This is a genomic window from Nonomuraea sp. B19D2, from assembly GCF_040137845.1.
Lineage (GTDB): Bacteria > Actinomycetota > Actinomycetes > Streptosporangiales > Streptosporangiaceae > Nonomuraea.
In genome coordinates, this window is record NZ_JBEFAK010000020.1 from 22718 (window position 1) to 36113 (window position 13396).

Below are 13396 nucleotides of genomic sequence, written 5' to 3' on the forward strand. Positions count from 1 at the left end.
TGGACCGGCAGGTTTCGCCTCCCGGCCACATGAGCGTGCGGCCGGCGCGTAAGGCGCCGGAATGATCCGGATACCAGAGGCGTTCGCGCGGAGCACCATCGAACGCGAAGGCGAGCCAGGAGCGGCGTGGATCGCGGAACTGCCCGGGATCGTGGAAGAGCTGCTGGAGCGCTGGGAGTGCGTGCCGGACGGCGAGGTCGGGCACGGGGGCGTGGGCGTCATCGTCCCAGTGCGACGGCGGGCCGAGGGTACGGCTGTGCTGAAGGTGTCGTTTCCGCACCCCGGCAACGTCCATGAACCTGACGCATTCGCGGCGTGGGGTGGGCGCGGAGCCGTTCTGCTGTACGAGCGCGACGACGAGCGTTTCGCCATGCTGCTGGAGCGCGTCCGGACGTCGACCCTGGCGAAGGTCGAAGACGGCGACGAGGTTCTGACGGTCGCCGGGCGGATCAGTCTCCGGCTGGCCGTCCCCGCACCGCCTGGCCTGCCCCGGCTGCGGGAGCAGGCCGACGCCTGGGAGGAGCGGTTGCGCAAGGATGCCGAGGAGTTGACGCACACGCTGTCGCGTCATGTGGTGGACGCCGCCGTGGCGACCGTCCGCGAGCTGGGGCGCGTCCAGCCGGACACCCTCATCCACGGCGACCTCCACGCCGGGAACATCCTGCGCGCCGACCGCGAGCCGTGGCTGGCCGTCGATCCCAAGGGGCATGTGGGCGACCCCGCGTACGACGGCGGCACGCTGCTCAAGTCGCGGGCGCTGACCCTCCTCGAAGCGGACGACCTGCGCAAGGCCCTCCACCGTACGCTCGACGTCTTCGCCGAGGCCGCGGAACTCGATCGCGAACGCGCGCAGCGTTGGGCCCAGTTCCATGCCGTCCGGGCTACGTTCTGGGGTCGCCGCCACGGATTCCGTATTGCCCGCAGTGGACCACGATTGGACTGGCTCACCGAATTCGCAGACCGCCTGGCGGAGCTGCTCACGGAACACCCGTAGGCTTCCGCGCGACTCCGCCGGCTCCTTGGCCGTGCCTCTGGAAGGTGGGTCAGCGCTTGCGGATGATCGTGACGCCGTCGCGGAGCGGCAGCATCACGGCGTCCACCCGGTCGTCACCGGCCACGAGGTCGTTGAGCCCGCGCATGATCACGTGGCGCGGCTCCTGGTGGACCGGGTCCAGGACACGCCCGCCCTGCAGGACGTTGTCAAGCACGATGACGCCGCCGGGGCGCAGGCGGAGGAGGATCTCCTCGTAGTACGCGGCGTAGTTCTCCTTGTCGGCGTCGATGAAGGCGAAGTCGTAGTCGGCTGTGGCGGGGAGGGCGCGGAGGCTGTCCAGGGCGGGACCCAGCCGCAGCTCGATCCGATCGGACACCCCTGCCTTGTTCCAGTAGCGGACCGCGATGGCGGTCCATTCGTCGCTGACGTCCAGGGCCAGGAGGTGTCCGTCAGCGGGCAGCCCACGGGCGATGCAGATCGAGGAGTACCCGGTGAAGACGCCGACCTCGATGGCGCGCCGGGCGCCGGTGAGCTGGGCGAGCATGGTCAGCAGCGCGCCCTCGTCGTGGGTGATCTGCATGAGGGCCGCGCCGCCGGTGGCCTCGTTGGTCTCGGCGGCGAGCTCGCGGAGCATGGCATCAGCCGGCGTGGTGTGGGTGAGCGTGTAGCCGGCGACGGCCGGGTGCACGAGGTCCGCCAGGGGCGACCACACCACCTCGAGCTCCTCCTGGGTGGCGAAGCGGAGCAGGTGGCGGGTGACGACGTCCTGTACGTGCTCGAGCTGTTCCGGGGTGTCGGCTGTGGCCGTCATCGTGAAATATCCGGCTTCGGGGGTGAGGACGCACTGGCCGTGGCCCAGCGTGATGGTCCCGCGCCCCGAGTCGTCCAGCTCTGTCGTGACCTTGTGGCCCATGTGGGAGACCAGCTGCTTGATGTAGCGAGGTCCGCGGGCCGTCGTCACCAGTGCCGCAGAGATTGCCATGCCAACCGCCTTAAGTGTCGAGTAGCGTCGACACTTTCTCGTACGGCAGCGCCGTTTGTCAAAGTGTTGAAAATTCTAGACACTTGGCTTCGTGGGAGACGCTTTCGTACTCAGCACCCCTGCCCATTTCAAGGCGCTCGGCCACCCGGTCAGGCACCGGATGGTCAACGTGCTGCGCCAGCGGCCGGCCACGCTGGCGGAGCTGGCCGAGGTGATGGGCGCGGTCAAGGGCACGATCGCGTACCACGTCAAGGTGCTCCAGGACGCGGGCCTGGTGCGCGTGGTGGACACCCGGCACGTCCGCGGCGGCACTCAGCAATACTTCGGCCTGGTCAGCGGCGCTTTCAAGCCGGAGTCCGACTCCACAGAATGGCCGGAGTTCCTGATGAACGCCGCGCTGGCGGAGATGACGCCGCCACGCGACGGGGAGGTCGAGTCCACTTCGCTGCACCACCTCTGGCTCACCCCGGATCAGGCCGGCGCGCTGGTGGAGCGGCTGAAGGAGATCCTGGCGGAACGGCCCCAGAGACAACCGGCGGCGATGCCGTACGGCTTGCTGCTCAGCCTGTATCGGGCAGACATCCCGACACTCCCCGATCAACCCACTGGCAGGGCCTGATCGCGCCGTTCCCCCTTAACGTGACGATTGCGCGCGAAGGAGCTCAATGCCGAGCGGGGTCACCTGATGCAGCATCAGGTTGGCCTGGCGAGTGCTGGCGATCAGCCCCGCCTGCCGCAGCACCTGGGCATGCTTGCTGGCGCTGGCCAGGGACGCCCCGGTCCGCCGGGCGAGTTCCGTCGTGGTGCAGTCCGGCGTGGCCACGATGCAGCGGAACAGCTCAGCACGGGTCCGGCCGAGCAACTCCACCAGGGGTTCTTTGACGGTGGTCGGCGACGGGCTCCATCGCCGGGCGGGATAGACCAGGACGGGAGGGAGCCCCTGGTCGACCAGCGCGACAGGCGTGGTCCGGCAGAAGTAAGAGGGGATGAGCGTCAGACCCCGTCCGCGAAGGTGGATCTCCCGGGAGTTCTGCGCGGCCCGCGAGGGATAGTCGGCCTCCAGGATCGGCGGCCTCCAGCGCATCATCGGGGGCAGATGGTCGAGCATCTGCTCCACGCCGTCGTCGGCGAGGTACCGGGCCAGGGCGGAGCGCTCCTGGCCCAGGGCGTGTTCCATTTGCTGCATGTGGGGGGCGAACGCCGCCTGGCAGTAGCCGGCCGCCAACCGGCCGAGGTCGCGGATGGCGCGCGGGTCGCCGCGGGCGAGGCCGTCCAGCCCGGGCGGCAGGCCGTAGTAAGTCTGTACGAGGTTCAGCTCGTGGCGGATCCGCCGCCGCGGAGTCGTGGCAAGGGCATCGACGCCCTGCTCGAGGCCCATTTGGGCTTCGGCGGGAGTGAGGAAGTCCGGGAAGTAGGGCCCCGACGGGGCAAGGGGGATCAGCACGTTCCGCACCTGGGCGAGCAGGCCGATCTCGGCGAGGTTGTCGCGGACCTGCCGGCGCCAGGCGGTCATCGCGGTGCTGCTACCTCGGGCTTGGAGGAGGTGCAGGCTCAGCACCATCTCCCACATCGGGTCAGGGCGGGGGGCGATCCGGACGCGGGCGAGATCCTCGGCAGTGAACACGATCTTCAAGGTCCCCATGGCCATGGGGACAGACTCACCCAGCCGGTTAGCAGATAGGTCAACACGATGTTGTGCGTGCTTGGCTTGTCGTTCGGGTGGGTGGCTCCGCGCGCGGGTCCACCCACCTGTGCCGATGATCCGTCAGCCGATTTGAGACCACTTCCCGTACGCCGGCGGGTTCACAGAACCACGGGTCACACGAATGTCCTTCGTCCCCTTCTCGTCGTAGAGCGTGGGGTTCTTGTTCGTCGCGCTGCGAATCGTATTGTTTTCTATCAGCCAGTTCTGGTTGACGAACTTCGGGCTCTTGGGCCTGGTCACTACTTCGTTGGGGCCGAGACCTCGCTTTTCCAGGTAACGGCCGGTCTTCTTGTTCCTCAGGAAATACCAGCCTGGTTTGATGCCAGGCTCGATGATCCATCGCTGGTAGTCGCCGGCGTTGCACGCGATGGAGTAGACGTCTCCGCCGGAGTTGCTGTCGAGACAGTGGTTGCTGCCCTGATTGCGGAATTTCACGGTCGCGGCTGCCGAGGACGGAGTGGCACCGGCGGTGGCGGAGCCCGCGGCCAGGGCGAGTCCGGCCGCCACCGCGGCGATGGCGATGCGCCTGCCATGTTCGATCATCGAAGGATGCCTTCCTTGGTGTCGGCGATCAGTCCAGGCCAGTTCACAACACGCCGTTCCCGCCGGTCACCGTGTTTCGGCCGAACCCGAAACACCCAGCTCACAGCCACGCGACCCGGCCCCCGTCGATTGAACGTTGATCGCGTTGCGATCCGGGCGGCCCTTACGAAAGTAAGGAGGCGAACGGGTCTTTCGAGAGTGTCGGCCACAGTGAGCTCCTCCTTACGCTCCTGCCCATGACCAGATCTCGCCGTGGAGTCGCGGCCGCCCTTCTTGCTCTGACACTGCCTCTATGGGGCGCGACGACAGCCTCGACCTCGCTTCCAGCCTTTGCGGAAGGCGCTGACCAGGAGCCTTCGATCCCCCGCCCCACCGGGCAGTACGCGGTGGGGCGCGACACCCTGCACCTCATCGACAAGACGCGCCGCGACCCGTGGGTGCCGGCCGCGGGCGGGCGAGAGCTGATGGTGTCGATGTACTACCCAGCGGCAACCGGCGGCCGGGCCGCCGCATACATGACCGTCGACGAGGCCCGGCTCCTCCTCAAAGGGGTGAAGCTCGACAGCAGGTTCAAAGCCGAGCAGCTTTCCGGCGTCCGCGTGAACGCCCGCGTCGGCTCCCGCCCCATCGGCGGCAAGCATCCCCTCGTGGTGCTCTCGCCCGGCTTCACGCTCAACCGCGCCACGCTGACGACGCTCGCCGAGGAACTGGCCTCGAAGGGCTACGTCGTCGCACTCGTGGATCACGCGTACGAGTCGTTCGGCACCACCTTCCCCGGCGGCCGTACGCTGACCTGCGTCGCCTGCGACACGATCGAGAAAGCCCCGTCAGATGCGGCGGAGAAGAAACTGATGGGCAGGGCCGCGGCCGGCCGCGGAGCCGACATCTCCTTCGTGGTGGACGAGCTGACCCACGCCGCCGGCCACTCGCCCAGCTGGAAGCACTGGAAGATGATCGACCCGAGCCGGATCGGCGCCGCCGGCCACTCTCTGGGCGGCAACGCCGCCGCCGGCGTCATGGCGGCCGACCGTCGCGTCCGTGCCGGTGTGAACCTCGATGGCACGTTCTTCGCACCGGTACCACAGTCCGGGCTCGGCAAGCGGCCCTTCCTCATGCTCGGCACCAAGGCTCAGCACTCGCCTGACTCCACCGACGCGAGCTGGCCGCTGGCCTGGCAGCGCCTGGACGGCTGGAAGCGCTGGCTGACAGTCGCCGACGCCGGTCACTTCACCTTCATCGACCTGCCGATCCTAGGCGGACAGGCTGGAATGACCGACCCCTCCGCCCCGCTCTCAGGAAAGCGATCGGGCGAGATCACCACGGCCTATGTGGGCGCCTTCTTCGACCAGCACCTACGCGGCAAGCATCAGCCGCTGCTGAACGGTCCGTCCACCGCCAATCCGGAGGTGGCCTTCCAGAATCCCTAGGCAGGTGCACACTGATTCGACACACTTCTAATTTGACATCCGCGCGTAGCCCGGCGGGGATCATGTGCTGCCGGACGTCGATGTATCCGGTCATGCGGGTCCGTGTCCCTCTTCCTGGTGGTCTTCGGGTCGGTGGTGCGCGTCAGGGCGCAGCAGGCGGTCGGCCTGGTGGAGGACGGCTTCCAGGTACTGGCGTGTGGCGGCGGGGTCGGCCGGCCCGATGAGCATGCGGTACATCGCCGCGCCCACGACCATGTCGATCACGGTGTCGAGGTCGGCGTCGGCGGCCAGCCGGCCGTCGCGGCGGGCGCGTTCCAGCGCGGCGTGGATCACCTCGCGTCGGGGCCGGATGTACTGCTCGCGGTAGGTGGCCAGCAGCGACGGCTGGGTGACGCTGGAGCCGATGAGCTGGGCGAGGATCGCCCGGAACCGGGCGTCGCCGAGGGTGTCGATCCAGGAGTGCATGAGCCGCTCGTCGACCGGCTGCGCCGTGGCGTCGGTGGTGGCCCAGATGTCGGCCTCGGGGACGAGGGTGCGGGCCTGCTCGATCGCCTGGGTGAGGAGCTCCTCCTTCGAGGACCAGCGCCGGTAGACGGTCACCTTGGCCACGCCGGCGCGCTTGGCGATCTGCTCGATGTTCGCGCCCTCCAGGCCGCGCTCCACGAACAGCTCCAGCGCCGCCTTCATGATCGTCTCGTCGGCCTCGGGGTCGCGCGGTCTGCCTCGGGTGCGTCGTGTCGAGGTCATCGGAAGTCCACCGAACCCAATCTCGTGCCGGACGCAGGCGGAACGAAGCGGGGGGTGTGCCCGGGCCGCAGCCGCCAGTCGGGGGTGAGGACGGCCTCCATGTGTGTACGCAGCTCCCGCACCCCGTCCTCCCCGAGCACCCCCTGGGCGAACGCGGAGGCGACCAGGTCGGAATGGTAGCGGGTGTTGTCGTGGGCGAACAGCGGCACGGTGCGCGGGTCGGAGGCCAGGAGGTTCTGGACGCGCCGGGCAGCCTCGATCTGGTGGATCGTGTCGGCGCCGCCGATGGTCATCTGGCGTACCTGGTCGACGGCCAGGTGGGGCAGCGTGTAGAGGGTGTCGCCCAGGAACAGCACGCTTCCGGCGTCCAGGCGCAGCAGCACACACATGTGGCCGGGCGAGTGGCCGGGGGTGGGCAGCAGGATGACGCTGCCATCACCGAAGTGGTCCTGGCTGGCAGGGAAGGCGCCGAAGGCACCGGAGTCGAAGGCCGGGAAGGAGAAATTGTCCTTGACCAGGGCGAAGGAGTGCGGGTAGGACACGCCATGCTCCCAGTCGCGGCGGTCCATCACCACAGTCGCCTGGGGCAGGTAGCGCAGCCCGCCCGCGTGGTCGTCGTGGACGTGGGTGAGGAACACGGTGCTGATCTCCTTGGCGTCGTAGCCGAGCCGGGCCAGGTGGACTCGCAGATCCTGTCCAGGGCTCATCCGGTACTCGTCGCGCTCGGTCAGCAGGCGGGAGGTCATGTCGTAGTACCCGTCGTGATCGTGGGCCTGTTCCCAGTTGACGCCGGTGTCGACCAGCATGAGGCCGTGCCGGGGGTGGTCGATGAGGTAGGCGTGGACCGGCACCGCGATCTGCGCCTTGCCGACGAGGGTGCGTACGTAGCCGTTCAGCCCTTCCCAGCCGTCCAGACCGCCGTAGAACTGGCCGTAGGTGACAACGGTGTCGCCGGTGTGGATCGGGAACACCCGCACGGCGCCGTCGGCGATCCGCCGCCGCCCGCCCGGAGCGCGCACGGCCGCTTGCCGCTGCTGCTCGCCGCGCGCCAGCACCTCGCGGCGTCGCCGTTCGACCTGGTCGACGGAGAGTCCGCTCAGTACGCCCAGCGCCAGGCCCGCGCCGCCCGCCAGGAAGGCTCGTCTGGTCTGCCAGGCACCGCCGCCCGCCGCCCGGCGTCCACGCAGGAGGACGGCAACCGTCCACGCCAGGCATGCCGCGGCAGCCAGCGCGAGCAGCACCGGCAGGTCCGTGACGTAGTAGACGACCCCGAGGTAGAGCCCCAGCGTGCCCAGGCCGACCGGAACCCCGAGGAACGCCAGCACCCGGCGCCGTGTGGCTCGCCGGCCGAGCACACCAGGCCACAGCAGCCCGACCACCGATCCGGCCAGCAGCAGCCCATAGGCCACCAACAGCGGCACCGGCACGTCCTTCAACCGCAGGACAACCAACCAGGCAGCGCCCACCGCGAGCGGGGGAACGAGTAACCCGATCTTGCCGAGGATCTTCAGCACCCGGCCACCTCATTTCGTAAACGCTAACGGATGCGTTTACATAATAGAGCGAGCGCGGAGGCGCCTGCTCGACCGGGGGTGACGGCGATCGCCGCCACCCGCTCCCAGGCCGCGCTTCCGGCAAAAGGGCGCGGCCGGCTGTGGGCCCCGGGTGCAGGTTCCTGCACCTCGGTATGCAACCTCTCCGTCTCCCGCGCCCACGGCCGGCGCGGACATGCTGAGCGTATGAACCGATTCGACACCCTCGACGGTGACACCGCGGTGTGCACCGCCTCCTTCCAGGCCACCCACCGCCGCAAGGCCGACGACACCTTGTGGACGCTGGGCGGCGCCTACCGCTCCGACCTGACCAGGACCGCTGCCGGGAGGCGGATCAGCGGCATGGCGCTGACCGCCGTCTGGAGTGACGGCACCCGATGAGGACGCTCGCCATCGTCGGCGCCGCGGCAGCCGTACTGGTCATCGGTGGTGGGATCGCCCTGGGCGGCAGCGACTTCCTGCGCGCGGTCGCCACCGACGCCGTCCAGCCCCTGCCCTCGCCGACTGCCTCGCGCGGTCCTCTGGACCCGGCCGCCCAGCGCTACCTGAACGCGGTGGCGGCCGAGGACGCCGACGCACTGGCCGCCGCCTTCGCCCCGGACGGCCTGGTCATCGACGTCGGCCGCGAGATCCGCGGCCGGGACGCCATCCGGCAGTGGGCCGCGGGCGAGGTGATCGGCGGCGTCTACACCCTGCTGGACCACACGCCTCGCGCGGGCGGGGTCACCATGCTGGTCCGCTTCCAGCCCGGCGGCGTGGGCGACTTCCGCGCCAACTACCACTTCGACATCACCGACGGATTGATCACCAGAGCCACTTTGGAGTACGCATGAACAAGATCACCTTTGCGGTGACGGCGGGCCCCTGACCGATTCCCGGGGAAATGTCCTCGGCCTGTGCGATCATCTGACGCGTTCTGCCGATCAAGCTCCCCCGAGGAAGACAACGATGTCGACCGATATCTATGGCGCGCGCGTCCTGGCCGTCGATCCCGACGAGCTCCGGATCAGGTTCCGGATCTTCGTCGTCTACTACGACACCGCCAGCCAGACGTACGGTCCCGAACCGGACGATCCCAGCTTCTTCTTCTCCCTCCTCTGGGAGCGCGGACCCCTCCATGACCTGATCGACGTCAAAACGCGCCTCGACGGCGCGTGGGCCGACGCCAACACCCGGCGCTTCGTCTCACGCGTCGAACGTCTCGCCACCCGCAACCATCCCCCCGCCCCGGAGCAGTGGAAGGACCTGCACGACTTCTACTACGAGCGTGGCGGCGCCTGGCAGGACGAGGACCTGCTGGTCCAGTTCGACTACGACGTGTACGTCACCGACCGGCGCTGGATCGAGTCGTTCCGCGAGGGCGAAGCCTGGGGGACGACGGCGTACCCGTACAACGCGGACATGTGGACCGCCGAGGACGCGCCGCACATCCCGGACCTCAGCGATCCGGTCGTCACGGTGAGCCCGTTCGACGTGACGACCGGAGACGTCGAGTACGACCACGTCAACGGGGCGGAGTTCTCCGACGACGGCCGGTACCTGGGGGTGTGCAGCGACAAGGGCCGGGTCTGGGTGTACGACACCGCCGACTGGTCGCAGGTCGTCCACCTCTCGACGGAGGAGGAGTGGCTCGTGCCCCTGATGGCGTGGGTGCCCGGCGAACCCGTCATCACTCTCAAGAACTACTGCTCGGAACCGGACGACGACGACCGGACGCAGTGGGCCTACGACGTGGACGCCCGCGCCGAGGTCGAAGCCCCGTTCCAGCCCGGCCGCGTACGCTCACGCGACGGCGGCTACTGGACCGGCAACTACGGCAACAGCGACGGCGGGTCCGACATCTGCGCTCCCGGCCGTCCGCCCATCCCGTCCTCGGTCGCGGGCGGCAGCTGGGACCCGATCCAGTGCGAGTCCTTCGCGGGTGACGGCAGCCGCCTGTTCCTCGGGGCGCAGGAGAACCTCTACGTCCTCGACCCGGCGACCGGTCAGGTCGTGGACAAGGTCATGAAGGCATCCAAACGCCTCTTCCAGCTCGCCGCCAGCCCGGAGGGCGCCTATCTGGCGGTCGGCAGCTTCAGCCGCAAGCTGCCCTACCTGGGCCTCCACGACGACAGACGGCCGCACGAGCTCTGCGTGTGGCGGACCTCCGACATGAAGATCATCATGGGCCGGCAGCTCACGACCTGGGTCGAGGCCATGGCCTGGTCACCGGACGGCCGGTGGCTCGCGGTCACCGTGGAGCCCACCGCGGAGGGCCGGTCGTTCAGCGGCAGGTCGCAGCTCATGGTCTACCGTATGGGCCCGAGCCAGCCTCCCTTCGCGGTCGAGTAGCCGTACCGGGAAAGCGATCAGAAGGCTCGGCGGGTCACGGACCCGGCTGGACGAACGGTCCGGCACGCCGGGATCGACCCCGGCGGGCGCCCGCCGGTCCGGGAGCGGGCCATAGAGTCCGCGGCCACGCTGTTCGCCCGCGACCGGCTCGCCACGGTCACGCTGGAAGCCGTCGCGGTGGCCGCGCACTGCTCGCCGACCAGCATGAACGCCGTCTTCGGCGACCTGTTCACCCGCCCCGACGGCACGGCCGCCCGGATGCTCAACCCTGCCGCTCCTCATCCAGCTCATGATCGGCCCGATGGCAGTGCCGTCACGCGGGCATTCGCCGAGGCGTTCATCCGCGCCACCGCCCCATGAGCTTCCTGCTTCGATGCTCTCAATCCCGCCGACGCGACAACATCCAGTCGAGCAGGACGGGCACAGTCGTGGCCGCGGCCAGGCCCGCACCGAGCCACGGGATGGCGGTGATCTCTGCTCCGGCATCGAGCGCGGCGCCGGCCAGCACGGGAACCAGGCTGATGCCGAGCTGGAAGGCGGAGACGGTGGTGGCCCCGGCGAGCGTGGGCGCCTGGGACGCGATGGCGAACACGCGCCCGTAGACGGCCGGGTTCAGCACGAATCCGGCGACGCCGAGAAGCAGGACCAGTGGGACGACGGCCGACGCGTGCCGGGCGAGTACGGCCAGCAGGACGGAACAGGCCGCGATCCCGAGCGCCCCGGCCAGCAGCGCGTGGGCGGGCAACCTGTCGGCGATCCTGCCTCCGATGGACAGGCCGATGAAGGCGCCGACGCCGAACAGGGTCAGGATCGCCGGAACCCAGACCCCGGGTATGCGGGTGACGTCGGTCAGGAACGCCGCCAGGTAGTTGAACGAGATCATGTAGGCGGCGGTGCTCAGCACGGTGACGGCGTAGACCACCCACAGCTGGGGCCGCCTTATCGTGTGAAGCTCGCTCCGCACGCTCGGCTCGCCGCGCGCGCTCGTGGCGGGCAGCGCCCGCCGACGACGACGCCGGCGGCGAACGCCGAGATCAGCGCTCCGGCGGAGGACAGCGCGATCCCCAGGTCTTCGGCGACGGCCGGCAGGACCCCGGCGAGCAGGAACTCCGCGCTGCCCATCGAGAACAGACTGAAGGACAGCAGGTAGACCCCCAGAGGCAGCCTGCCTCGGGCCACCGGTGCCTGCCTGGTCGCGGCCTCGGCGCTCACCGGTCCACACCCCCGTCACGCGGCATGAGGGTCGGACACGGACGGCACCAGGCGGCCCAGAACCGGCTCTGAACGGGCCGTTTCCCCTGGATGACGCGCTCGGCGAAGGTCTGCTCGGCGACGCTGTCCAGCGAGCCCGGAGCGTGCGTGGGCATGAGTGAGTCTCCTTTGCGAGTGAGATGGTGTGCTGCCGGCCGGCTACCTGCTCGCGGCGGCTGAGGCGCGGCGCTGCTCGACGGCGTGGCGGACGTCCTCGTCCACCAGGTCGGCGTTGACGGCGAAAGCGGCGGCCGATCCCATCCCGGCGGCGGTGACGACCTGGGCACGCGGGTCTATGACGTTCCCGGCCGCCCAGACCCCCGGGACGCTGGTACGGCCCGTGCGGTCGGCGGCGATCCAGCCGCTGTCGTCCTTGGCGCAGCCCAGGCGGGTCAGCAGCTCGTCGTGCGGCACCATGCGCGGGAAGAGGAAAGCGGCGGTGCGGGGAAGCACGCGGCCGCCGGCGAGCTCGATGCCGCGCAGCCGGCCTCTCTCGACGACGAGGTGGTCGATCTCTCCCTCGACGATGCGCAGACCGCGCCCCTCCAGGCGCTCCCGGTCCTCCGCCGTCAGGTCGAGGGTGTGCGAGAGGAAGACCACGTCGTCGCTCCACTGGCGCAGGAGCAGGGCCTGGTGCACGGCTCCCGGATGCGTGCCGAGTACGGCGAGCGGCTGGTCGCCGACCTCGTAGCCGTGGCAGTAGGGGCAGTGCAGCACGTCCTTGCCCCACCGCTCGCGTACCCCGGGGATGTCGGGCAGTTCGTCGCGCAGGCCGGTGGCGACCAGAACACGGCGGGCGCCGAGCACCGGGCCGCCCTCCAGGCGGACGGAGAAGCCGTGGTCGATCTCCGCCACGCGGCCCCGGACCAGGCGCACGCCGTACCTAGCGATCTCGGCCCGTCCGAGCTCCAGCAGGGTGGCCGGTGGTAGGCCGTCGCGGGACAGGAAGCCGTGCATGTGCGCGGCCGGGGCGTTGCGCGGCTCCCCGGCGTCGATGACGACCACCTTGCGCCGCGCGCGCCCCAGAAGCAGGGCGGCGTTCAGACCGGCTGCTCCCGCGCCGACCACCACCACGTCGTGGCTCCCGTCGACCGCAGGCCGCGCGTCGGCGTCATGGCTGTTCATCGCCTTGATCATGACGATCACCTCCGGCCCCGATGGTGCGTCCCGCCGGAAGCCGGTGACAACTTCTGTTGCCATTTCTGGAACAGCGGGGGTGGAATGGAACCCATGGAGCAGCCATCCTCGATAAGCGCCACGCTGGCTCAGGTCGGCACTCGCCTCAGGCGCATACGCACCCAGCGTGGCGTGACCCTGTCGGCACTGGCCGAGGCCACCGGCATCTCCAAGAGCACGCTCTCGCGGCTGGAGTCAGGCCAGCGCCGCCCCAGCCTGGAGCTCCTGCTGCCGATCGCGCAGGCGCACCAGGTGCCGCTGGACGAGCTGGTCGGCGCGCCGGAGGTCGGCGACCCGCGCATCCGCTGCAAGCCCCTCGTCCGCAACGGGCGGACCGTACTTCCCTTGACCACCCAGCCGGGACCCCTGCAGGCGTGGAAGTCGTTCATCCCTGCCGAGCAGAACCAGCCTCAGCCGATCACGCACGAGGGCTACGAGTGGATGTACGTCCTGTCCGGACGCGTGCGGCTCATCGTGGCCGACCACGACCTGATCATGGGACCGGGCGAGGCCGCCGAGTTCGACACCCGCCTGCCGCACTGGTTCGGTCCCGCGGGCGACACTCCCGTCGAGGTCCTCAACCTCTTCGGCCGCCAGGGCGAACGCATGCACGTGCGCGCCAAGCCCCGCGCCCGGCAGGAATCCGCCTGACCAGGACACCGATCACGCCCCCGACCCACAACCTGA

Annotated in this window: 17 protein-coding genes; 8 read left to right on the plus strand and 9 right to left on the minus strand. The window is 69.6% G+C overall.

Annotation, left to right across the window (positions count from 1 at the left end):
• The first annotated feature begins 61 nt into the window (after positions 1 to 61).
• Positions 62 to 994, plus strand: a complete 933-nt coding sequence (locus ABN273_RS31850; RefSeq protein ID WP_349452768.1) for an aminoglycoside phosphotransferase family protein — start codon at positions 62 to 64, stop codon at positions 992 to 994.
• Positions 995 to 1043: 49 nt separating this feature from the next.
• Here ABN273_RS31850 and ABN273_RS31855 read toward each other — a convergent pair whose 3' ends face one another.
• A complete protein-coding gene (locus ABN273_RS31855; RefSeq protein WP_349452769.1) occupies positions 1044 to 1976 on the minus strand; it encodes a DUF2218 domain-containing protein in 933 nt (310 codons plus the stop codon).
• 91 nt (positions 1977 to 2067) lie between these two features.
• On the opposite strand from ABN273_RS31855, the gene ABN273_RS31860 reads away from it, so the two are divergent.
• Positions 2068 to 2595 carry an ArsR/SmtB family transcription factor gene (locus ABN273_RS31860; protein WP_349452770.1) on the plus strand — a complete coding sequence of 176 codons (528 nt, stop codon included), beginning with the start codon at positions 2068 to 2070 and terminating at the stop codon, positions 2593 to 2595.
• Between the two features lie 15 nt (positions 2596 to 2610).
• On the opposite strand, the gene ABN273_RS31865 is transcribed toward ABN273_RS31860, so the two are convergent.
• On the minus strand, positions 2611 to 3624 hold the full coding sequence (locus tag ABN273_RS31865; RefSeq protein ID WP_349452771.1) for an ArsR/SmtB family transcription factor: 1014 nt from the start codon (positions 3622 to 3624) through the stop codon (positions 2611 to 2613).
• A 117-nt stretch (positions 3625 to 3741) separates the two neighbouring features.
• Positions 3742 to 4224: an RICIN domain-containing protein gene (locus ABN273_RS31870; protein ID WP_349452772.1), complete on the minus strand. Its 483-nt coding sequence runs from the start codon at positions 4222 to 4224 to the stop codon at positions 3742 to 3744.
• A gap of 236 nt (positions 4225 to 4460) precedes the next feature.
• Between ABN273_RS31870 and ABN273_RS31875 the strand changes: the two genes are divergently transcribed.
• Entirely contained in the window at positions 4461 to 5651 is a 1191-nt protein-coding gene (locus tag ABN273_RS31875) for an alpha/beta hydrolase family protein (RefSeq protein ID WP_349452773.1), read from the plus strand.
• 90 nt (positions 5652 to 5741) lie between these two features.
• Here ABN273_RS31875 and ABN273_RS31880 read toward each other — a convergent pair whose 3' ends face one another.
• Positions 5742 to 6398: a TetR/AcrR family transcriptional regulator gene (locus tag ABN273_RS31880; RefSeq protein WP_349452774.1), complete on the minus strand. Its 657-nt coding sequence runs from the start codon at positions 6396 to 6398 to the stop codon at positions 5742 to 5744.
• Positions 6395 to 7912, minus strand: a complete 1518-nt coding sequence (locus ABN273_RS31885) for an N-acyl homoserine lactonase family protein (RefSeq protein ID WP_349452775.1) — start codon at positions 7910 to 7912, stop codon at positions 6395 to 6397. The genes ABN273_RS31880 and ABN273_RS31885 overlap by 4 nt, the downstream gene beginning before the upstream one ends.
• Positions 7913 to 8137: 225 nt before the next feature.
• On the opposite strand from ABN273_RS31885, the gene ABN273_RS31890 reads away from it, so the two are divergent.
• From ABN273_RS31890 to ABN273_RS31905, 4 genes are all read left to right on the plus strand, one after another.
• Positions 8138 to 8332, plus strand: coding sequence for a nuclear transport factor 2 family protein (locus ABN273_RS31890; RefSeq protein ID WP_349452776.1), 195 nt, complete (start codon positions 8138 to 8140; stop codon positions 8330 to 8332).
• Positions 8329 to 8784 (plus strand): nuclear transport factor 2 family protein, encoded by a 456-nt coding sequence (locus ABN273_RS31895; RefSeq protein ID WP_349452777.1) that lies wholly within the window; start codon positions 8329 to 8331, stop codon positions 8782 to 8784. Before ABN273_RS31890 ends, ABN273_RS31895 begins: the two co-directional genes overlap by 4 nt.
• Before the next feature lie 115 nt (positions 8785 to 8899).
• Positions 8900 to 10282 (plus strand): WD40 repeat domain-containing protein, encoded by a 1383-nt coding sequence (locus tag ABN273_RS31900; RefSeq protein WP_349452778.1) that lies wholly within the window; start codon positions 8900 to 8902, stop codon positions 10280 to 10282.
• A gap of 204 nt (positions 10283 to 10486) precedes the next feature.
• Positions 10487 to 10642 carry a hypothetical protein gene (locus ABN273_RS31905; protein WP_349452779.1) on the plus strand — a complete coding sequence of 52 codons (156 nt, stop codon included), beginning with the start codon at positions 10487 to 10489 and terminating at the stop codon, positions 10640 to 10642.
• A gap of 19 nt (positions 10643 to 10661) precedes the next feature.
• Here ABN273_RS31905 and ABN273_RS31910 read toward each other — a convergent pair whose 3' ends face one another.
• The 4 genes from ABN273_RS31910 to ABN273_RS31925 are packed head-to-tail and all read right to left on the minus strand — an operon-like array spanning position 10662 to position 12670.
• Positions 10662 to 11279 carry an MFS transporter gene (locus tag ABN273_RS31910; RefSeq protein ID WP_502911166.1) on the minus strand — a complete coding sequence of 206 codons (618 nt, stop codon included), beginning with the start codon at positions 11277 to 11279 and terminating at the stop codon, positions 10662 to 10664.
• Entirely contained in the window at positions 11222 to 11494 is a 273-nt protein-coding gene (locus tag ABN273_RS31915; RefSeq protein WP_349452781.1) for a hypothetical protein, read from the minus strand. Before ABN273_RS31915 ends, ABN273_RS31910 begins: the two co-directional genes overlap by 58 nt.
• A complete protein-coding gene (locus tag ABN273_RS31920) occupies positions 11491 to 11649 on the minus strand; it encodes a thioredoxin domain-containing protein (protein WP_349452782.1) in 159 nt (52 codons plus the stop codon). The genes ABN273_RS31915 and ABN273_RS31920 overlap by 4 nt, the downstream gene beginning before the upstream one ends.
• 43 nt (positions 11650 to 11692) lie before the next feature.
• Positions 11693 to 12670, minus strand: a complete 978-nt coding sequence (locus ABN273_RS31925) for an NAD(P)/FAD-dependent oxidoreductase (RefSeq protein ID WP_502911167.1) — start codon at positions 12668 to 12670, stop codon at positions 11693 to 11695.
• Positions 12671 to 12763: 93 nt separating this feature from the next.
• On the opposite strand from ABN273_RS31925, the gene ABN273_RS31930 reads away from it, so the two are divergent.
• Entirely contained in the window at positions 12764 to 13360 is a 597-nt protein-coding gene (locus ABN273_RS31930; protein ID WP_349452784.1) for a helix-turn-helix domain-containing protein, read from the plus strand.
• Positions 13361 to 13396: the final 36 nt, after the last annotated feature.